This is a genomic window from Kitasatospora sp. NPDC028055, from assembly GCF_040637885.1.
Taxonomy (GTDB): Bacteria; Actinomycetota; Actinomycetes; order Streptomycetales; family Streptomycetaceae; genus Kitasatospora.
This window is the reverse complement of the sequence record NZ_JBEZXE010000001.1, coordinates 44,405-64,537: the sequence shown is the minus strand read 5'-3', so window position 1 is coordinate 64,537 and position 20,133 is coordinate 44,405. Positions and strand designations below refer to the sequence as shown.

Annotated in this window: 14 protein-coding genes; 10 read left to right on the top strand and 4 right to left on the bottom strand. The window is 71.6% G+C overall.

Going from position 1 to position 20,133, the window contains the following annotated elements; all coding sequences use genetic code 11:
• The first annotated feature begins 44 nt into the window (after positions 1–44).
• The 7 genes from lysX (at position 45) to AB0F71_RS00265 (ending at position 10,459) form a co-directional block, all read left to right on the top strand.
• Positions 45–1,601: a bifunctional lysylphosphatidylglycerol synthetase/lysine--tRNA ligase LysX gene (gene lysX, locus AB0F71_RS00295; RefSeq protein WP_360225797.1), complete on the top strand. Its 1,557-nt coding sequence runs from the start codon at positions 45–47 to the stop codon at positions 1,599–1,601.
• Between the two features lie 249 nt (positions 1,602–1,850).
• The gene (locus AB0F71_RS00290) at positions 1,851–2,315 is read left to right on the top strand and encodes a BlaI/MecI/CopY family transcriptional regulator (RefSeq protein ID WP_360225794.1); all 465 of its coding nucleotides are present in this window, start codon (positions 1,851–1,853) and stop codon (positions 2,313–2,315) included.
• A 9-nt stretch (positions 2,316–2,324) separates the two neighbouring features.
• Complete coding sequence (locus AB0F71_RS00285) at positions 2,325–2,861, top strand: amino-acid N-acetyltransferase (RefSeq protein WP_360225791.1); 537 nt, start codon at positions 2,325–2,327, stop codon at positions 2,859–2,861.
• A gap of 91 nt (positions 2,862–2,952) precedes the next feature.
• Positions 2,953–3,303 (top strand): Lsr2 family protein, encoded by a 351-nt coding sequence (locus AB0F71_RS00280; protein ID WP_360225788.1) that lies wholly within the window; start codon positions 2,953–2,955, stop codon positions 3,301–3,303.
• Positions 3,304–3,972: 669 nt separating this feature from the next.
• The gene (locus AB0F71_RS00275) at positions 3,973–6,492 is read left to right on the top strand and encodes an ATP-dependent Clp protease ATP-binding subunit (protein ID WP_360225785.1); all 2,520 of its coding nucleotides are present in this window, start codon (positions 3,973–3,975) and stop codon (positions 6,490–6,492) included.
• Between the two features lie 273 nt (positions 6,493–6,765).
• Positions 6,766–9,111: an immune inhibitor A domain-containing protein gene (locus AB0F71_RS00270; protein WP_360225782.1), complete on the top strand. Its 2,346-nt coding sequence runs from the start codon at positions 6,766–6,768 to the stop codon at positions 9,109–9,111.
• A gap of 412 nt (positions 9,112–9,523) precedes the next feature.
• Positions 9,524–10,459 (top strand): M23 family metallopeptidase, encoded by a 936-nt coding sequence (locus tag AB0F71_RS00265; RefSeq protein ID WP_360225779.1) that lies wholly within the window; start codon positions 9,524–9,526, stop codon positions 10,457–10,459.
• A gap of 10 nt (positions 10,460–10,469) precedes the next feature.
• On the opposite strand, the gene AB0F71_RS00260 is transcribed toward AB0F71_RS00265, so the two are convergent.
• A complete protein-coding gene (locus AB0F71_RS00260) occupies positions 10,470–11,099 on the bottom strand; it encodes a helix-turn-helix domain-containing protein (protein ID WP_360225776.1) in 630 nt (209 codons plus the stop codon).
• 245 nt (positions 11,100–11,344) lie between these two features.
• Between AB0F71_RS00260 and AB0F71_RS00255 the strand changes: the two genes are divergently transcribed.
• Positions 11,345–12,940 (top strand): MDR family MFS transporter, encoded by a 1,596-nt coding sequence (locus AB0F71_RS00255; RefSeq protein WP_360225773.1) that lies wholly within the window; start codon positions 11,345–11,347, stop codon positions 12,938–12,940.
• Between the two features lie 61 nt (positions 12,941–13,001).
• Here AB0F71_RS00255 and AB0F71_RS00250 read toward each other — a convergent pair whose 3' ends face one another.
• On the bottom strand, positions 13,002–13,919 hold the full coding sequence (locus tag AB0F71_RS00250) for an A/G-specific adenine glycosylase (protein WP_360225770.1): 918 nt from the start codon (positions 13,917–13,919) through the stop codon (positions 13,002–13,004).
• A gap of 235 nt (positions 13,920–14,154) precedes the next feature.
• Between AB0F71_RS00250 and AB0F71_RS00245 the strand changes: the two genes are divergently transcribed.
• Positions 14,155–15,042 carry a hypothetical protein gene (locus AB0F71_RS00245; RefSeq protein WP_360225767.1) on the top strand — a complete coding sequence of 296 codons (888 nt, stop codon included), beginning with the start codon at positions 14,155–14,157 and terminating at the stop codon, positions 15,040–15,042.
• Positions 15,043–15,213: 171 nt separating this feature from the next.
• Here AB0F71_RS00245 and disA read toward each other — a convergent pair whose 3' ends face one another.
• Both disA and radA read right to left on the bottom strand, forming a co-directional pair.
• On the bottom strand, positions 15,214–16,272 hold the full coding sequence (disA, locus tag AB0F71_RS00240) for a DNA integrity scanning diadenylate cyclase DisA (protein WP_350745866.1): 1,059 nt from the start codon (positions 16,270–16,272) through the stop codon (positions 15,214–15,216).
• Between the two features lie 202 nt (positions 16,273–16,474).
• The gene (gene radA / locus AB0F71_RS00235; protein WP_360225764.1) at positions 16,475–18,010 is read right to left on the bottom strand and encodes a DNA repair protein RadA; all 1,536 of its coding nucleotides are present in this window, start codon (positions 18,008–18,010) and stop codon (positions 16,475–16,477) included.
• Between the two features lie 150 nt (positions 18,011–18,160).
• Here radA and AB0F71_RS00230 point away from each other — a divergent pair, with 150 nt between their 5' ends.
• Positions 18,161–20,107: a sigma-70 family RNA polymerase sigma factor gene (locus AB0F71_RS00230; protein ID WP_360225761.1), complete on the top strand. Its 1,947-nt coding sequence runs from the start codon at positions 18,161–18,163 to the stop codon at positions 20,105–20,107.
• The last annotated feature ends 26 nt before the right edge of the window (positions 20,108–20,133 follow it).

Sequence of the window (20,133 nt, the reverse complement as noted above, 5' to 3'; positions counted from 1 at the left end):
CATCCGGTCGCGGAGCACGGCGTACGGCTGGCTACCCTTGTGGGGTGAGCGATCAGAGCCTTGTCCCCGCGACCGACGACCTTCCCGAGCAGATGCGCGTCCGGCGCGAGAAGCTGGACCGGCTCCGGGCGGCCGGGGTCGACCCGTACCCGGTCGGATTCCCCCGCACCAGCACCATCGCGGACCTGCGTGCCAAGCACCCGGACCTCGAAGCCGACACCGCGACCGGCGAGCGCGTCGGCATCACCGGCCGGGTGATCCTGTCCCGCACCGGCGGCAAGCTGTGCTTCGCCACCCTGCGCGACGGCTCCGGCGACCTCCAGGTGATGCTCTCCCTGGACAAGCTCGGCGCCGAGCGGCTGGCGGCCTGGAAGTCCGACATCGACCTCGGCGACCAGGTCGGCGTCGAGGGCGAGGTGATCACCTCCAAGCGCGGCGAGCTGTCGGTGATGGTGGACCGCTGGGAGCTCACCGCCAAGTGCCTGCGTCCGCTGCCGGACAAGCACAAGGGCCTGACCGACCCGGAGGCCCGGGTCCGCCAGCGCTACGTCGACCTGATCGTGAACCCCGAGGCGCGCGAGATCCTGCACCTGCGCAGCAAGGTCGTCCGCTCGATCCGCCGCACCTACGAGGACCGCGGCTACATCGAGGTCGAGACCCCGATGCTGCAGCCGGTGCACGGCGGCGCCAACGCCCGCCCGTTCAAGACGCACATCAACGCGTACGACATCGACCTCTACATGCGCATCGCCCCCGAGCTGTACCTCAAGCGGCTGGTGGTCGGCGGCGCCGAGAAGGTCTTCGAGATCAACCGCAACTTCCGCAACGAGGGCGCGGACTCCACCCACAACCCGGAGTTCACCTCGCTGGAGTCGTACGAGGCCTACGGCGACTACGACACCCAGGCCGAGCTGATCCGCGCGACGATCGTCAACGCCGCCCGGGACGCCCTGGGCACCACGGTGATCAAGGGCGTCGACCCGCACGGCGTGGAGCACGAGATCGACCTGGCCGAGCCGTGGGAGGAGGTCAGCGTCTACCCGGGCATCTCCGCCCGCCTGGGCGTCGAGGTCACCCCGGAGACCTCCGTCGAGGAGCTGCGCGCGCTGGCCACCGAGCACGGCATCCCGTTCGAGAAGAACTGGGGCCACGGCCAGATCGTGCTGGAGATGGTGGAGCGCCTGCTGGAGGAGAACGCCGTCCGGCCGACCTTCATCAAGGACTACCCGACCGAGGTCTCCCCGCTGACCCGCCAGCACCGCTCGATCGCGGGCGTGGCCGAGAAGTGGGACCTGGTGATCTTCGGCACCGAGATCGGCACCGCCTACTCCGAGCTGGTCGACCCGGTCGAGCAGCGCGCCCGCCTGACCGCGCAGTCCCTGCTGGCCGCCGGCGGCGACGTCGAGGCGATGCAGGTGGACGAGGACTTCCTGCGCGCCCTGGAGTACGCGATGCCCCCGACCGGTGGCCTGGGCCTCGGCGTGGACCGCCTGATCATGCTGCTGACCGGCAAGAACATCCGGGAGACCGTGCTCTTCCCGCTGGTGAAGCCGGAGCCGAAGGCTTCCGCCGTCGCGGCGGAGAAGACCGAGGAGGAGTGACCTGATGGACTACGTCAGCGCGATCGTGCCACCGCTGGTCATGGCGATCGGCTTCGGATTCCTGGTGCGGGCCATCTTCCGCAGCCAGGGCGGGGCCCAGAAGGCCAAGGAAGACATCGACTGATCGACTGACGCCGTCAGCCGCTCCGAACCACCCGCGCCGCCATTCCCGATTCCCGGGGGTGGCGGCGCGCCGGTTTGGCGCACTTCACAAGATTTGCCCCATTCACTCCCTATCCTGGCCGCACTATGGTCCGGCAACTCGGCGAACTTGAGAACGCCATCATGACCCGGGTGTGGCGGTGGAACCGACCGGTGACGGTTCGCGAGGTTCTCCTGGATCTGCGGTCGGAACGCGAAATCGCGTACACCACGGTGATGACCGTCCTGGACAAGCTGCACAGAAAGGGCTGGTTGCGCCGCGAGCGGGTGGGCCGGGCCTATCGATATGAACCGGTCTCCTCGCGTGAGGCGTACACGGCGGCTCTGATGAACGACGCCTGGGCCACCGGCGACAATCCCGCGGCGGCCCTGGTCCACTTCTTCGGCCTGATGTCGCCGGAGCAGCGCGAGGCCCTCCGGGACGCCTTGCGGGTCGCGGCCTTGTTCCCGCCCGATCCAGCGGCGGATCAGCCCGCCCCGGATTCCCCCGCGAACGGCCCGGATACCGGCGGAGCGGATACCGGGGAGACCCCGCCGGGCGCGGCACGATAACGTCCCGCCATGGAGGTCACCATCCGCCGCGCGCGGACCACGGACGTACGGGCCGTACGCGGGCTCATCGACACCTACTCGCGCGACGGCATTCTGCTCGACAAGCCCACAGTCACACTGTTCGAATCCGTCCAGGAGTTCTGGGTCGCGGAACGCGACGACAACGGCGCGGTGGTGGCCTGCGGCGCCCTGCACGTGATGTGGGAGGACCTCGCCGAGGTCCGTACGCTGGCGGTCGATCCGTCCTGCCGGGGCTTCGGGATCGGGCACCTGCTGTTGGAGAAGCTGGTGCAGACCGCCCGCTGGCTGGGCGTCCGTCGGATTTTCTGCTTGACGTTCGAGGTTCCGTTCTTCGCGAAACACGGTTTCGTCGAGATCGGGGAGCTCCAGGAAACCGATGATGGTACGACAGACCCGGCGGCGATCGCTACGGATGTCTATGAAGAACTCCTCCGCTCGTACGATGAAGGTGTCGCGGAGTTCCTCGACCTGGAGCGGGTGAAGCCCAACACACTGGGCAACTCGCGCATGCTGCTGCACCTCTGAGCGGCTCCGCGCCGGTCAAGGGTTTGTGTTTTCCGCAGAAAGGCGCTTTCCTTTCCTTAGGCAATGGGTCGTTTAGCGGAAAGGGAAGCCCGTGGCACAGAGGGTGCAGGTCATTCTTGAAGACGATCTCGATGGCGGTTCGGCGGACGAGACGGTGACGTTCGCGCTCGACGGCGTTGCCTACGAGATCGACCTGAAGAGCGCCAACGCGGACAAGCTGCGCGGTCTGCTGGCGCCGTACGTGGAGAAGGGCCGCAAGCAGAGCGGCCGGTTGGCCGGCGCCCGCCGCCCGGGCCGCGCCGCCGCGGCGCGCCCGTCCGGCAGCGCTCCCGACACCGCGAAGGTCCGCGCGTGGGCCAAGGAGCAGGGCATGGAGGTCAACGACCGCGGCCGGGTGCCGAGCACGGTCCGCGAGGCCTACGACAAGGCCAACGCGGCCTGACCCCGGCGCAACCACCGGCCCGCCGGAGCGGATGCGGGGCCCCGGCGGCCGCGTACGGCACCGACGACACACGCGCGGGGCGCGGAGGTGACACCTCCGCGCCCCGCGGTGCGCACCGGGCCGGCCGCCGCACCGGCGGCCCCGGGGCCCTGTCCGGCCCGGCCGGCCGGGAGCGCGGGCTCGGGCGGCGGAACAATCACGAGCTGTGCAACGCTGTAGGGGCGAAGCGGTAACGCGGACACCCCGGGATGGCGTACGACCGTCCCCGGCCGCCGTCGAACCACCGTCACCGCGGCCGGACTTCTCGCCAGGCGAACACCGCCACCGCGGAAACTGCGCGAGAACCGCCCCGATACCGGGTATGAATGCAGGTGGACGGGTTCTTCGACCCGTCCAGGGGCAGCATGTGCGACCGGCCGAAGAGGGTCCGGCTCCGCCCCGGCGACGCTTGTTCGCCGATGGCGTAGCGGTTTCCGGTGCATCCGGCCCACCTGTGGGAACACCGATTCCCAGCATCAGGTTGGGATTGGTGTCGGCTGGTCGCGCAGCATCTCGCTCCTCTACCGGGGAGTGAATCCGTGGGCCGCGCCGCTGAGCGGGACTAGCATGCGGAAGGACAGGGCGGGGACGGACCCCGAACTGCCCGACCGCTCTGAGGAGCGATAAACGATGTTCGAGAGGTTCACCGACCGCGCGCGGCGGGTTGTCGTCCTGGCTCAGGAAGAAGCCCGGATGCTCAACCACAACTACATCGGCACCGAGCACATCCTCCTGGGTCTGATCCACGAGGGCGAGGGCGTCGCCGCCAAGGCCCTGGAGAGCCTCGGGATTTCCCTTGAGGCCGTGCGCCAGCAGGTCGAGGAGATCATCGGCCAGGGCCAGCAGGCCCCGTCCGGTCACATTCCCTTCACCCCCCGGGCGAAGAAGGTCCTGGAGCTGTCGCTCCGGGAGGCCCTGCAGCTCGGCCACAACTACATCGGCACCGAGCACATCCTGCTCGGCCTGATCCGCGAGGGCGAGGGCGTCGCCGCCCAGGTCCTGGTGAAGCTGGGTGCCGACCTCAACCGGGTGCGCCAGCAGGTCATCCAGCTGCTCTCCGGTTACCAGACCAGCGGCGGCAAGGAGTCGGCCACGGCCGGCGGGCCCGCCGAGGGCACCCCGTCGACCTCGCTGGTCCTGGACCAGTTCGGGCGCAACCTCACCCAGGCCGCCCGCGAGGCCAAGCTCGACCCGGTCATCGGGCGCGAGAAGGAGATCGAGCGGGTCATGCAGGTGCTGTCCCGCCGCACCAAGAACAACCCGGTCCTGATCGGTGAGCCCGGCGTCGGCAAGACCGCCGTGGTCGAGGGCCTGGCGCAGGCGATCGTCAAGGGCGAGGTCCCGGAGACGCTCAAGGACAAGCAGCTCTACACGCTGGACCTGGGCGCCCTGGTGGCCGGCTCGCGCTACCGCGGTGACTTCGAGGAGCGCCTCAAGAAGGTGCTCAAGGAGATCCGCACCCGCGGCGACATCATCCTGTTCATCGACGAGCTGCACACCCTGGTCGGCGCGGGCGCCGCCGAGGGCGCCATCGACGCCGCCAGCATCCTCAAGCCGATGCTGGCCCGCGGCGAGCTGCAGACCATCGGTGCCACCACCCTGGACGAGTACCGCAAGCACCTGGAGAAGGACGCCGCGCTGGAGCGCCGCTTCCAGCCGATCCAGGTCGCCGAGCCCTCGCTGCCGCACACCATCGAGATCCTCAAGGGTCTGCGCGACCGCTACGAGGCCCACCACCGGGTCTCCATCACGGACGCCGCCCTGGTCGCCGCCGCCACCCTGGCCGACCGGTACATCTCGGACCGCTTCCTGCCGGACAAGGCGATCGACCTGATCGACGAGGCCGGCTCCCGGATGCGCATCCGCCGGATGACCGCGCCGCCGGACCTGCGCGAGTTCGACGAGAAGATCGCCGACGTGCGCCGCGAGAAGGAGAGCGCGATCGACGCGCAGGACTTCGAGAAGGCCGCGTCCCTGCGCGACGACGAGAAGCAGCTCCTGCAGGCCAAGGCCAAGCGCGAGAAGGAGTGGAAGGCCGGCGACATGGACGTCGTCGCGGAGGTCAACGAGGAGCTCATCGCCGAGGTCCTGGCCACCGCCACCGGCATCCCGGTCTTCAAGCTGACCGAGGAGGAGACCTCCCGGCTGCTGCGCATGGAGGACGAGCTGCACAAGCGCGTCATCGGCCAGAAGGACGCCATCAAGGCGCTCTCCCAGGCCATCCGGCGCACCCGTGCGGGCCTCAAGGACCCGAAGCGCCCCGGCGGTTCGTTCATCTTCGCCGGCCCGTCCGGCGTCGGTAAGACCGAGCTGTCCAAGACGCTCGCCGAGTTCCTCTTCGGCGACGAGGACGCGCTGATCGCGCTCGACATGTCCGAGTTCTCCGAGAAGCACACCGTCTCCCGGCTGTTCGGCTCCCCGCCCGGGTACGTGGGCTACGAGGAGGGCGGCCAGCTGACCGAGAAGGTCCGCCGCAAGCCGTTCTCGGTCGTCCTCTTCGACGAGGTCGAGAAGGCCCACCCGGACATCTTCAACTCGCTGCTGCAGATCCTGGAGGACGGTCGTCTGACCGACTCCCAGGGCCGCGTGGTCGACTTCAAGAACACCGTCATCATCATGACGACCAACCTCGGCACCCGGGACATCTCCAAGGGCTTCAACCTGGGCTTCGCGGCCACGGGTGACACCCAGACCGGGTACGAGCGGATGAAGGCGAAGGTCGGCGAGGAGCTCAAGCAGCACTTCCGCCCCGAGTTCCTGAACCGCGTCGACGACATCGTGGTGTTCCACCAGCTGTCCGAGGACGACATCATCCAGATCGTCGACCTGATGATCGACAAGGTGGACGAGCGGCTCAAGGACAAGGACATGGGCCTGGAGCTCAGCGTCGAGGCCAAGAAGCTGCTGGCCAAGCGCGGCTACGACCCCATCCTGGGTGCCCGTCCGCTGCGCCGCACCATCCAGCGCGAGATCGAGGACCACCTCTCCGAGAAGATCCTCTTCGGCGAGCTGCGGGCCGGCCACATCGTGGTCGTGGACGTGGACGGCGAGGGCAAGGACGCCAAGTTCACCTTCCGCGGCGAGGAGAAGTCGGCCGTCGCGGACACCCCGGCCGCGGTCGCCTCGTCCGGTCCGGACCTGACGAAGTAGACCAACATTTAACAGACAACTTCACAGCCACGAGCCCCCGGCGTTCGCGCCGGGGGCTCGTGGCGTTCCGGGGTCCCGTGCGGGGCCCTGACCAGGCCTTCTCTGAGCAGCCGTCAGCTGACAGGAAATCGGCGAGCATAGCGCCGTGGCCATGTCAGGGTCAAGGTCTATCTTTTCCAGCCCCACTTCGGTCAAATGACGTCCACCTGTCTTTCATATTGGTTTACCGGGCCTTGGCCAAGAGTCAGCTCGGTCGGGGAGGGCGTCACAACGTTGAAGACCACCAGGAGAGCCGCAGCGGTCACCACCGCGGCGGCGGTCATAGTCACGCTCGGCGCGGGTCTGTTCCCGAGCAGCGCCGTCGCAGCCGGCTCGGCACCGGTTCCGAAGGACCCGGCCGAGGCCGTCCAGAACACCGAGCACAACATCCCGGGCCCGCTGACCGCCAAGGTCGACGCGGAGAAGAAGGCCGCCACCGAGCAGCTGCTCAACGGCACCGCCCAGGTCGAGCAGCACAACGGCAGCACCAGCGTGAAGCTCGGCAAGGACAAGTACGTCGAGCTCGCCCGTGAGCGCACGGACAAGATCTTCACGATCCTGGTCGACTTCAGCGACCAGGTCGACAACACCACCAAGACCGCCGACGGCAAGGTCAAGTACGGCGGCGACCCGGGCCCCAAGCACAACGAGATCGCAGCGCCCGACCGCGCCACGAACAACTCGACCGCCTGGCAGGCCGACTACAACCAGCAGCACTACCAGGACCTGTACTTCGCCAAGGACAAGCCCTCGCTGAAGACCTTCTACGAGAAGCAGTCCTCGGGCCGCTACTCGGTCGACGGCGTGGTCTCGGACTGGGTCCGGGTGCCGTGGAACGAGGCCCGGTACGGCTCCGACTACTGCGGCTCCAACGTCTGCGCGAGCGCCCAGGACCTGATCCGCGACGCCGTCGACATCTGGTACAAGGACCAGCTGGCGAAGGGTCAGACCGACGCCCAGGTCAAGGCGACGCTGGCCCAGTACGACCAGTGGGACCGCTACGGTTCGCACCACGACGGGAACTTCAACCAGCCCGACGGGTACATCGACCACTTCCAGATCGTGCACGCCGGTGAGGACAAGTCGGCCGGTGGCGGCAAGCAGGGCAGCAAGGCCCTGTGGGCGCACCGCTCGTACGTCTACGGCAACCTGACCGGCCAGGCCGGCCCGGACAACAACAAGCTCGGCGGCGTCCAGGTCGGCAACACCGGCCTCTGGATCGGCGACTACACGATGCAGCCGGAGAACGGCGGCCTCGGCGTCTTCGCGCACGAGTACGGCCACGACCTCGGTCTGCCGGACCTCTACGACACCGCCGGCAAGGGCATCGACAACTCGGTCGGCTTCTGGTCCCTGATGTCCTCCGGCTCCTGGCTCGGCGAGGGCAAGGACAGCATCGGCGACATGCCGAACGACCTCGACGCCTGGAGCAAGTACCAGCTCGGCTGGCTCAAGGCCGACCGCGCCAAGGCGGGCACCGAGTCGACCCACCACATCGGCCCGGTCGAGTACAACACCGACCTTCCGCAGGCGCTCATCGTCGACCTGCCGAAGAAGAGCATCACCACCGACATCAACAAGCCCTTCGCCGGCAACAGCGAGTGGTGGAGCGGCAGCGCCGACAACCTGAACGTCACGCTGACCCGCGAGATCGACCTGACCGGCAAGGCCAAGGCCAGCATCAACGCCAAGGCCTGGTACGAGCTGGAGCCGGACTTCGACTACACCTTCGGCGAGGTCTCCACCGACGGTGGCAAGACCTGGACCGTGGTGGACGGCACCTGGAACGGCGCCGCCCTCCCGAAGGAGAACGGCCGCCCGGCCCTCAGCGGCCTCACCGCCGCCTGGGGCGACCTGTCGTTCAACCTGGACGCCTACGCCGGCAAGAAGATCCAGTTCCGCTACCACAACACCACTGACGGCGGTCTGCACTACCGCGGCTTCGCGGCGGACAACATCGCCGTGGTCGCCGACGGCGCCACCGTGTTCAGCGACGACGTGGAGAACGGCGACAACGGCTGGACCGCCGCCGGCTTCACCCGCTTCGGCGGCTCGTACACCAAGGACTACGCGCAGTACTACATCGCGGAGAACAAGCAGTACGTGTCGTTCGACCAGACCCTCAAGACCGGCCCGTACAACTTCGGTTCGGCCGCCAAGCCCAACTGGGTCGAGCACTACTCGTACCAGCCCGGCCTGCTGATCTGGTACTGGGACGAGTCGCAGACCGACAACAACGTCAGCGCCCACCCGGGCCACGGCCTGGTCCTGCCGGTCGACTCGCACCCGACCCCGATCAAGTGGTCCGACGGCACCCTGATGCGTCCGCGCATGCAGGGCTTCGACTCGACCTTCGGTTCGCGCCGCGTCCCGGCGCTGACCCTGCACAAGGCCGACGCCGAGACCGTCATCCCGAAGTCCAAGGGCGTCGACGAGTTCTCCGACCTGAAGTCCTGGTGGTCGAAGGACAACCCGTACGCCGGTGTGGACGTGCCGAAGACCGGCACCAGCATCGAGGTCGAGAACGAGTCCGCGAACTACCTGGAGACCTGGATCCGGGTCCGCCCGGTCGACAACTGATCGTCCCTGACGGTCAGGCCGTGATCGCGCGGCACTGAGTTCTCCACGTCCGGCCCGCCCCCGCCACCGCGCGGGGGCGGGCCGGACGCTTTTTCGGCGGCCGGCCCGGCCCGGGCCCAGGGCACCGGGCACCGGGTGGCGCTGGTCACAGCGGTTCGGCGCGGTACGACCGGGCCTAGTAGTCGGCGGGACGGGACCGCTGCGCGGACCCGGTCGGGCCTCGGCGATCCGATCTCATGATCATTACTCCGTCGGCTTGAATCCCCGGCGCCACGCCGACTACGCGGGGTAGTACATCGCCGGGTTTGGGGCTGCGCTCGGTGACGGTTAAAGCTGAGTGCTCCCCCGCGCAGCCGACCGCCCGACCGGGCGTTCCGTGCTGCCCCCGTACGACCGTGAGGTACGACCCGCGATGTCCAACGTCCCGCCCGTGGGGCCGGCCCTGCGCCGGCTCGCCGTCCGCGCGACGGCCCAGGCGGCCGTCTGGCAGCCGCGGATCACCCAGGCCCTGCGCAGCCGCGCCGTACCGCCGCTGCGCCTGCTCACCACCCCCCGGCACGCCACCCTGCCGGGCAGCCGGCAGCGGACCGAGCGCGACCACGCGGTGGCCTCGGCCGGGGCGGCCGCCGCGCTGCTGGCGGGCGTGCTGCTGGTCGCCACCCCCGGCAGCGCCTCGGCGCAGACCGTACGGCCGACCACGCCGGGCAGCTCGGCCTTCACCGCCCCGCGGGCGGAGGTGCCCGACCCGGGCCTGGTGCAGGTGGCCGGACCGAGCCCGTACAAGCTGCCGGAGGACGCCGCCTCGGCACAGGCCTTCGTGACGGTGGCGCCCAACCTGCTGCCGCTCGACCCGCCGGGCGCGGAGCCCGCGCACGCCGAGCAGCCCGCCGAGCAGCCCGGTTCGCAGCCGGAGGCCGCACCGGCCCCCGCGCCCGCGCCGGACTGGTCGGCTCCGGCGCCGGACGCGCCGACCAGCAATCCGTACGGGGTGGCCAACTCCGGGTACGCCGCCGGGTACCACACCGGGGTGGACTTCGCGGTCTCCCCCGGCACGCCGGTGCTGGCCGTCGGCGACGCGACCGTGGTCTCGGCCGGCTGGGACGGCGCCTACGGCAAGGAGGTCGTCCTGCGGCTGGCCGACGGGCACTTCGCGCAGTACGCGCACCTGTCCGCGGTCTCGGTGTCGGCCGGTGACCGGGTGTCGGCGGGCCGGCGGGTCGGGCTGTCCGGGAACACCGGCAACTCCACCGGGCCGCACCTGCACTTCGAGATCCGCACCAGCAACCGCTACGGCGCGGTGGTCGACCCGATCGCCTACCTCGCCGGACACGGCGTCACGGCGTTCTGAGGACCGCCGCTCAGCCCCGGGCGGGCTGCCCGATCCGGCTGCTGATCTCCAGCGAGACCTCGCGGGCCGCTTCGAGCGCCTCCTCCAGGTCCGCGGGCGACAGCTTCTCGCCCCACACGTTCTGGGTGTCGCCGCCGTCGGAGGAGTCCTGCTTGAGCAGGAAGAACGCCGAGTGGGCGGTGAACAGCGCCATCGTCGCCCGCAGGCGGTCCCGGAACCCGGCGTCGGGCCCGTGCACCAGCTGCATCATGGTGATCACGCGCTCCCGGAAGGCCAGCCCGGCCGGGGAGTCGCGCAGCGCGGGCTGGTTCTCGTGGAAGAAGCGAAGCAGCGGGGCCCGCTCGGTCATCCCGTCCGCGTAGCGCCGGATCATCTCGTCGCGCATCTCCGGGCTCCAGGACTGCTGCTCCCGGCCCCACGCGATGATCTCGTCGATCGGCGCGGCCATCCGCTCGACGATGCCCAGGACGATGTCGTCCTTGGTCTTGAAGTGGTAGTACAGCGCGGCCTTGGTGACGCCCAGTCGGTCGGCGATCTCACGCAGCGAGGTCTGCTCGTAGCCCTGCTCCGAGAAGAGCTCCAACGACACCTCGATGATGCGAGCCCGGGTGTCGCTGCGGGGGCTGTGCGGAGTGCCCATGGCCTGCCTCGTTGACTGCGTCGGTGACTACTGGGGTGACTGCTGGGGTGACTGCTGCGGACCCAGGGTGGCGTCCGCCCCGGGCCCATTGTCCCTGCCCAGGCGCCCGGTCTTAAAACTGGCTTGACGACCGGCTAGTAAAAAGCCTACCGTGCCGACGATCGATAAACTAGCCGGGCGTCAAGTAAGTGATCCGCACAGGCGGCGCGAGGCCCGTCCGAAACACCCTCGGGAGACCCCACCCCATGTCACAGTCCAAGACCGCCGGCCCGGTACCGGAGGACAAGGCGACCGAGGAGGAACAGCCGCGGTCGCCCCGCGAGATCCGCCTCGTGATGGTCGGCCTGGTCGTCACGATGCTGCTCGCCATGCTCGACAACCTGATCGTCGGCACCGCGATGCCGACCATCGTCGGTGACCTCGGCGGTGCCGAGCACCTCTCCTGGGTGGTCACCGCGTACACCCTGGCCACCGCCGCCTCCACCCCGATCTGGGGCAAGCTCGGCGACCTGTACGGTCGCAAGGGCGTCTTCCTGACCTCGATCGTGATCTTCCTGGTGGGTTCGGCGCTGTCCGGCCTGTCCCAGAACATGAACGAGCTGATCGGCTTCCGCGCCGTGCAGGGCCTCGGCGCCGGCGGTCTGATGGTCGGCGTCATGTCGATCATGGGTGCGCTCGTCCCGCCGCGTGACCGCGGCAAGTACCAGGGCATGTTCGCCGCCGTGATGGCCCTCGCCACCATCGGCGGCCCGCTGGTCGGCGGCTTCATCACCGACCACCTGAGCTGGCACTGGACCTTCTACATCAACCTGCCGCTCGGCCTGATAGCCCTCGCCGTCGTCATCGTCACCCTCAAGCTGCCGAAGGTCACCAACACCGCCCGGATCGACTACCCGGGCGCCGTGCTGCTCACCGCGGGCATCACCTCGCTGGTGCTGATCACCACCTGGGGCGGCCAGCAGTACGCCTGGGGCTCCAAGGAGATCCTCGGCCTGGCCGCGCTCGCCGTCGCCTCGCTGATCGCCTTCTGCTACGTCGAGCAGCGGGCCCAGGAGCCGATGCTGCCGCTGAGCCTGTTCAAGAACCTGAACTTCACCCTGGTCTCGATCATCGGCTTCGTGGTCGGCTTCGTGATGTTCGGCTCGACCGTCTTCCTGCCGCTCTACCAGCAGATCGTCCAGGGCGCCTCGGCGACCAACTCCGGCCTGCTGCTGATGCCGATGATGTTCGGCATGCTGGTCGTCTCGCTGGTGGTCGGCCAGGCCGTCACCAAGACCGGCAAGTACCGGGTCTTCCCGATCATCGGCACCGTCGTGATGACCGGCGGCATGCTCCTGCTCTCCACCATGGGCGTCGGGACCAGCAGCTTCACCTCGGCCTGCTGGATGGTCGTGCTCGGCGCCGGCATGGGCTTCCTGATGCAGATCACCATGCTGGTCGCGCAGAACAGCGTCGAGCTCAAGGACATGGGCGTGGCCAGCTCCACCGCCACCCTGTTCCGCACCATCGGCGGTTCCTTCGGTGTCGCGCTGTTCGGCGCCCTGTTCAACAACCGGGTGAAGGACACCATGACCTCGCGCCTGGGCGAGCAGGCCTCGGCCGGCGGCGGGGCGAAGGACCCGGGCCAGATGAGCCCGGCCGAGCTGCGCAAGCTGCCCGAGGTCGTCCAGGACGCCTACCACCACGCGGTGTCCAACGGCATGCACACCGTCTTCCTGTGGGGCGCCGGGGTGGCCGTGATCTCCATCGCCGCGGCGGTGTTCCTGCGCGAGGTGCCGCTGCGCGGCACCGGCAAGGGCGAGAAGCCGGCCGAGGCCTCGCTGGAGGCCGCGGCGGTCTGACCCGCTCCGCACGGACGACGGCGCCCCCGGGAGAGGACCTCCCGGGGGCGCCGTTCCGTTCCTACCGGGGCAGTCGGTAGACGCCCTGCTCGACCGGTTCGACCAGGCCGTCGGCGACCAGGCCGTCCAGGGCCCGGGCGCGCTGCACCGCGTCCGGCCAGACCGCGTCCAGCCGGGCCTGCGGGACGGAGCCGTGCGCCTCGCGCAGCACCGCGAGCAGCTTGCCGCGCACCTGGCGGTCGGTGCCCTCGTAGGTCTGGCCGCGCCGGGCCGGGCCCTCGTACGGCGGGCGGCCGGCCCGCTGCCAGGCGCAGACGGTGAACAGCGGGCACTGCCCGCACTCCGGGCCGCGGGCGGTGCAGACCAGGGCGCCCAGCTCCATCACGCCGACCGCCCAGGTGGCGGCCGTCGCGGCGTCGTCCGGCAGCAGCGCGGTCGCGGTGCGGCGCTCGGCGGCGGTGGTGGCGGTGGCCGGGTACTCGACGCCGGTCACCGCGCGGGCGAAGACCCGGCGGACGTTGGTGTCCAGCACCACGTGCCGCTGGCGGAAGGCGAAGGAGGCGACGGCGGCGGCGGTGTACTCCCCCACCCCGGGCAGCGAGAGCAGCGTGGCGTGGTCGTCCGGGACCTCGCCGCCGTGCTCCTCGGTGATCGCCACGGCGGCCCCGTGCAGGCGCAGTGCGCGGCGCGGGTAGCCCAGCCGGCCCCACATCCGGACCGCCTCGCCGGGCGCCTCGGCGGCGAGGTCCGCGGGGGTGGGCCAGCGGGTCATCCAGGCCTGCCAGGCGGGCAGCACCCGCTTCACCGGGGTCTGCTGGAGCATGAACTCGCTCACCATGACGGCCCAGGGCGTCGCGTCGGGGGTCCGCCAGGGCAGGTCGCGCTTGCTGGCCTCGTACCAGTCGATGACGGTCGAGTGCAGCAGCGGCAGCGGCAGGGGCGGCGCGGGGGCGGCTTCGGTGGCGGTGATGGCAGTCATGGCCCTTCGATCCTCCCACGGCCGTGGAGCCGGGCCGAAGCGGATGCGGGGGCTCCGGACGGGCCGTTCTCCGTCGCTCTCTCCTCGGTTCCCGCCCGGGCATCCGGGTGAAGGGTCTCCCTCGAACGGATCAAATGGCGGATCATGTGAAAGAAGGGGCTACTGTGCGGTGTTGGTGAGTCAATCGCCACACGCAGTCCCATAGAGTTTGATCGTGCCCTCTTTGCGTCAACCCGTGGGACCGCTGCCGGCCTCGATCTACTGGCGTCGGCGTGTCGTCGTGCTCGTCGCCGTCGCGGCGGTCGTCGCCCTGATCGCCTGGCTGATGACCGATCAGGGCGGGGGTGGTGACGGCGGCTCATCGAGCAAGGCCGCGCAGGCCGTGCCGTCCCAGAGCCAGACACCCGCTCAGGCGATCACGCCCGGCGCCTCGCCGAGCGGCCCTGCGGCGCACCCGGCCGGCGGCGGCTCCGGCGGCGGGCCGGTGGCCAGCGGCGGCGGCAGCGAGGTCGGCCTCAGCGGCGGTGCCACGGGTGGCGGCGCCGGCGGCTCGGGCGGCTCGGGCTCCGGTTCGGGCGGGGCCGGTGCGCCCGGCGGGGGTGGCGGTACGGGCGGCTCGGGCGGTACCGGCGGCGGCAGCCCGGCGCCCGGCGGGACCGGCGGCTCGGGCGGTGGCGCCCCGGCGGTGAACACCGCCGAGGTGATGGCGCTCCCGGTCTGCTCCTCCTCGCAGGTCGCCCTGGAGCTGGCCGGCACCCAGAACTCGTACCAGCCCAAGGACAAGCCCAAGCTGGCGCTCACGGTCAAGAACTCCTCCGGCGCCAACTGCCGGGTGGACCTGGGCCGCACCGCCTCCGTGATCACGGTCAGCAGCGGCAGCAACAACGACCGGGTCTGGTCCTCCGGCGACTGCCCGCCCGACAAGGGCAACATCTGGGTGCAGATCCCGGCGAACGGCAGCCAGACCGAGACCTTCACCTGGGACCGCAGCCGCAGCAAGCCGCAGTGCGCGACCGCCGACCAGACCGCCCCGGCGAACGGGACGTACGTGGTGCTGGCAGAGCTCACCGGGCTCTCCGGCGACAAGGTGTCGGCCCGGACCTCGATCCGACTGGACAACTGAGCGTCCGTCACGTCCCTACGGAGCCCCCGGCCGCCGAGCGGTCGGGGGCTCCGTGCGTCGGCCCGTCGACCCGTCGGCCCGTCCGGGCCCGCGTTCCGGGGCCCCGGAACGCGGAACGGCCCCCGGGGAAGCGTTTCTCCGGGGGCCGTTCGCGGTCCGCTGCGCGTCCGGTCAGACGTAGCGCTCCAGGATGGACGATTCGGCAAGGCGGGACAGGCCCTCGCGGACCGAGCGGGCCCGGGTCTCGCCGACGCCCTCGACCGTCTGCAGGTCGTCGATGCTGGCCGCGAGCAGCTTCTGCAGTCCGCCGAAGTGCTCGACCAGGCGCTCTATCACCGTGTTGGGCAGGCGCGGGATCTTCGCCAGCAGGCGGTAGCCGCGCGGGGAGACGGCGGAGTCCAGGGACTCCGGCGTGCCGGAGTAGCCGAGCGCCTTGGCGACCGTCTGCAGGTCCAGCAGCTCGGCGTGGGTGAGCGCCTCCAGGTCGGCCAGCACCTCGGTGACCGTGCGGCCCTTCTTGGCGGCGCGCTCCGGGAAGTAGTCCCGGGCGACCAGTTCGCGCTCCGGCTCCACACCGGCGATCAGCTCGTCCAGCTGGAGCGAGAGCAGGCGGCCGTCGATGCCGAGCTCCAGCACGTAACCGGCGATCTCGGTGGCGATCAGCCGGACCATCTCCAGGCGCTGGGCCACGGCGGTGACGTCCCGGACCGTCACCAGGTCCTCGATCTCCAGGGCGGAGAGCGTGCCGGCCACCTCGTCCAGGCGCAGCTTGTAGCGCTCCAGGGTGGCCAGCGCCTGGTTGGCGCGGGAGAGGACCGTGGTGGAGTCCTCCAGCACCCGGCGGGTGCCGTTGACGTACATGGCGATCAGCCGCATCGAGTGCGAGACCGCGACCACCGGGTAGCCGGTCTGCCGGTTGACCCGCTCGGCGGTGCGGTGGCGGGTGCCGGTCTCGTCGGTGGGGATGGTGGAGTCCGGCATCAGGTGGACGCCGGCCCGGACGATCTTGGTGATGTCCTTGTCCAGCACCACCGCGCCGTCGAGCTTGCACAGCTCGCGCAGGCGGGTCGCGCTGAACTCGACGTCCAGGACGAAGCCGCCGGTGCACAGGGACTCGACGGTGCGGTCGAAGCCCAGCACGATCAGGCCGCCGGTGTTGGCCCGCAGGACCCGTTCCAGTCCGTCACGAAGCGCGGTACCGGGCGCGATGGCGGTGAGGGAGGCCCGCAGCAGGGCCTCCTCACGGGAGGCCTTGTCCGCCCCCCGGTCGCTGGCTGCCACGTGACTCCTCCGGTCGACCCCGTGCCGCGCGCCTCGCGCCGTGCGCCGGTCCGCGGTCTGTTGCTCTGTCGCTCAGTACCGCTCCGGTACTGCCTACTGGCCAATGAGACTGGGGAAAGTCTAACTGCGTGCGGCTTCGGCAGGGCTTGGGTCAGCGCAGTTCGTCGGAGTCGAGCGGCTCCCAGCCGTCCATCAGCTCCTCCGGGTACGCCGGGACCCGGGGTGCGCGGGGCGCCGGCGGGGCCGACGGGGCCTCACCACGCGCCTCGGTACGGGCCTCCCCGCGGGCCTCGGAGCGCGGCTTGGCGGCGGCCCGGCGGCGGCCCGGGATGGCCCGCAGCGCCTCACCGATGTCGGCCACCTCGACCACCTTCATGCCCGGCGGCACCTTGCCCGGGTCCGGCGGGACCAGGGCGTGGGTGAAGCCCAGCCGGTGCGCCTCGGCCAGCCGGCGCTGCACACCCGTCACCCGCCGCACCTCGCCCGCCAGGCCGACCTCACCGATCGCCACCAGGTTGCTGGGCAGCGGGGTGTCGGTGGAGGAGCTGGCCACCGCGAGCGCGACCGCGAGGTCGGCGGAGGGCTCGGTCAGCTTCACCCCGCCGACCGTCGCGGTGTAGATGTCCTGCTTGCCGAGCTTCACCCCGCCGTGCCGCTCGACCACGGCCAGGATCATCGCGATCCGGGGCGACTCCAGGCCCGAGGTGGTGCGCCGCGGGGAGGGGATCTGCGAATCCACCATCAGCGCCTGCACCTCGGCGACCAGCGGGCGCTTCCCCTCCAGGGTGACGGTGAGGCAGGTGCCCGGGACGGGCTTGTCACGCCTGGTCAGGAAGAGGCCGGACGGGTCGGCCAGGCCGACGATGCCCTCGTCGTGCAGCTCGAAGCAGCCGACCTCGTCGGTGGCGCCGTAGCGGTTCTTGACCCCGCGGATGAGGCGCAGCCGGGCGTGCCGGTCGCCCTCGAAGCTCAGCACCACGTCCACCAGGTGCTCCAGCAGGCGGGGGCCGGCGATCTGGCCGTCCTTGGTGACGTGGCCGACCAGCAGGGTGGCCATGCCCCGGTCCTTGGAGGCCCGGATCAGCGCGCCCGCCACCTCGCGGACCTGGGCCGGGCCGCCGGGGGCGCCGTCCAGCTCGGCGGAGGCGATGGTCTGCACGGAGTCCAGGACCAGCAGGCCGGGGTTGACCGCCTCGATGTGCCCCAGCACCGCGCCGAGGTCCTGCTCGGCGGCGAGGTAGAGGTGCTCGGAGAGGGCGTTGATCCGGTCGGCGCGCAGCCGGACCTGCCCGGCCGACTCCTCGCCGGTGACGTAGAGGGTGCGGTGCCGGTCGGTGGCCGCCTTGGCGGCGACGTCCAGCAGCAGGGTGGACTTGCCGACGCCGGGCTCGCCGGCCAGCAGCACCACCGCGCCGGGCACCAGTCCGCCGCCGAGCACCCGGTCGAGCTCCGGCACGCCCGTGGAGCGGGCCGTCGCGACCTGGCCGTCCACCTGGGCGATCGGCCGGGCGGGCGCGCTGACCGGGCCCGCGGCGGTGGTGCGGATCGGCACCGCGCCGTACTCCTCGACCGTGCCCCAGGCGTTGCACTCCGGGCAGCGGCCGACCCACTTGGGCAGCTGGTTGCCGCACTCGGTGCAGCGGTAGGCCGGGCGCGGCTTGGCGGTGGTCTTGGAACGCGGAGGCATGCGGCCCACGGTAGCGGCTGGGTGTGACAGCGGCGGACCACCGCCGGACCGGGCGCGCACCCACACAGATGGGCGATGTTGTTACCCGAAAGAAGTACATACGCGGTGAACGGCGGGGGCGGGCCGCCCGCTGCTCCTACCGTCGGTCGGGTGACAACGCGAACTGTTGGGCCCGTCGGGGCTGCGGACGCCGTGCTCGCGGCGTACGACCGGCAGGTGGACGGCCTGTTCACCTACTGCCTCTCGGTGCTGTGCGAGCACGACGCGGCCGCCGGCGCCCTGCGCGAGGTCCGCGAACTGGCCCGACGGCACGGCAACCGGCTGGCCGAGCCCGGACTGGTCCGGGCCTGGCTCTTCTCGCTGGCCCGGTACTGCTGCCTGCGGCGGCTGGCGGACGGGGCCTGCCCGGAGGGCGGGCCCGGGCCGGTGGACGGTACCGGGCCGGTGGACGGGACCTGCCCGGGCCCGGGTGCTGAGCCCGGGGCGGAGCCGACCGGGGCCGAGGCGGTCCGGCGGCGGCGCGAGCTGGCCTCGCTCGCCTGGCCGGAGGCGGCCGGTACGGACCCGGAGCAGCGCGAGGCGCTGGAACTCTCCGTCCGGCACCGGCTGACCCCGCTGGAGGTGGCGGCCGTCCTGGGCCTGCCGTTCGAGCGGACCCGGGCCCTGCTCGCCGCCGCCGAGGCCGAGGTGGCCCGGACCAGGGCGGCGCTGCTGGTGCTCGGGGTGGGCAGCTGCCCCGAGCTGGACCGGCTGGGCGGGGCCGGGGCCGAGTCCTGGCGGGACTGGGTGCTCGGCCCGGCGCTGCGGCGGGAGCTGGTGCAGCACGTGGTGGACTGCCCGACCTGCCGGGGGACGGCGGAGCGGGTGGCCGCCGGCGGAGCGGCGGAGGGCGCGTCCGGACTGTCGGGGCTGCCGCTGCTGACGGCGCCGGCCCCGGTGGGCGGGGCGGGCCTGTCCCCGGCGGGCGGCGCGGCGCAGCCCGCGACGGCCGGGGCTGCCGGGCGGCGGGGTGCCGTGGCGGCCGAGCCGGGGCTGCGCTTCGACCACGGCGGCTTCCCCCGGCACCGGGCGCCGGACGCGGGCCGGAGCCTGGCGGTCCGTCGGCGGGTGGTGACCACCGGGGTGCTCGCGGCCGTCCTGGCGGCGCCGGTGGTGGCGCTCTGGGCCGGGCACCGGGGCGGCGCCGGGGCGGGGGCGGCGGCCTCGGTGTCGGCGGTGCGGGTGGACGGGGCCGGGTCGGACGCCGGGCAGCGGCCGCCGTGGTCGGCCGGGGTGGGCGCGGTCGCGGGGATGCCCGGGCTGGAGCTGGCGGGTGCGGGCGGCGGCGGGGCGGGTGACGCCGGTGGCGGAAGGGGCGCAGAAACGTTGCTGCCCGGCTTTCCGCGGCTCACCCTCCAGGGCCCGCTGGTCCCGGTGCCGGCCCACGGCGCGACCCCGCTCGGCAGCCCCACCCTGGTCGCCGCCCCGGCCCCCGCGGTCGAACGGGCCTCCGCGCCGGGCACGGTCGACCCGGCGCCCGCCGGGCTGCTCACCGTCGAGGCCGGGGAGTACGGCAGCCGGACGGTGCTCACCCTCACCAACTCCGGCACCACGGAGATCCGCTGGCACGCGGTGACGGACGCCGGCTGGCTCCGGCTCAGCCGCGACTCGGGGACGCTGGCGCCGGGGCAACGGATCACCGTGATCGTCACCGTGGACGAGGACCTCGCGCCCACCACCCACTGGACCGCCCGGATCGCGCTGCCGCCCTCCCAGGCGGTGGTCACCCTGGAGGGCGGACCGCAGAACCGGGGCGGCTCCGCGTCCTCCTCGGCGGAGCCCTCGTCGCAGCCCTCGTCGCAGCCCTCGTCGGGGAGCTCGTCGCAGCCCTCGTCCGGGCCTTCCTCCGGGCCTTCGCCCTCGGGGCCTTCGTCGGCCTCGGCCTCGCCCTCCTCGCCGGCGTCCCCTTCGACGACGGCCTCGGCCCAGCCCACCTCGACGCCGAGCCGGACGGTCCCGCCGTCCCCCTCCGGACCGCCGAGCAGCCCACCCGCGACCACGGCGTCCCCGACGGCCGGTGCCTCACCGCACCCGACGGGGGCTGCGGCGGGGCACTAGGGAGGCGGGCCGCCGGGCCGCGTGGA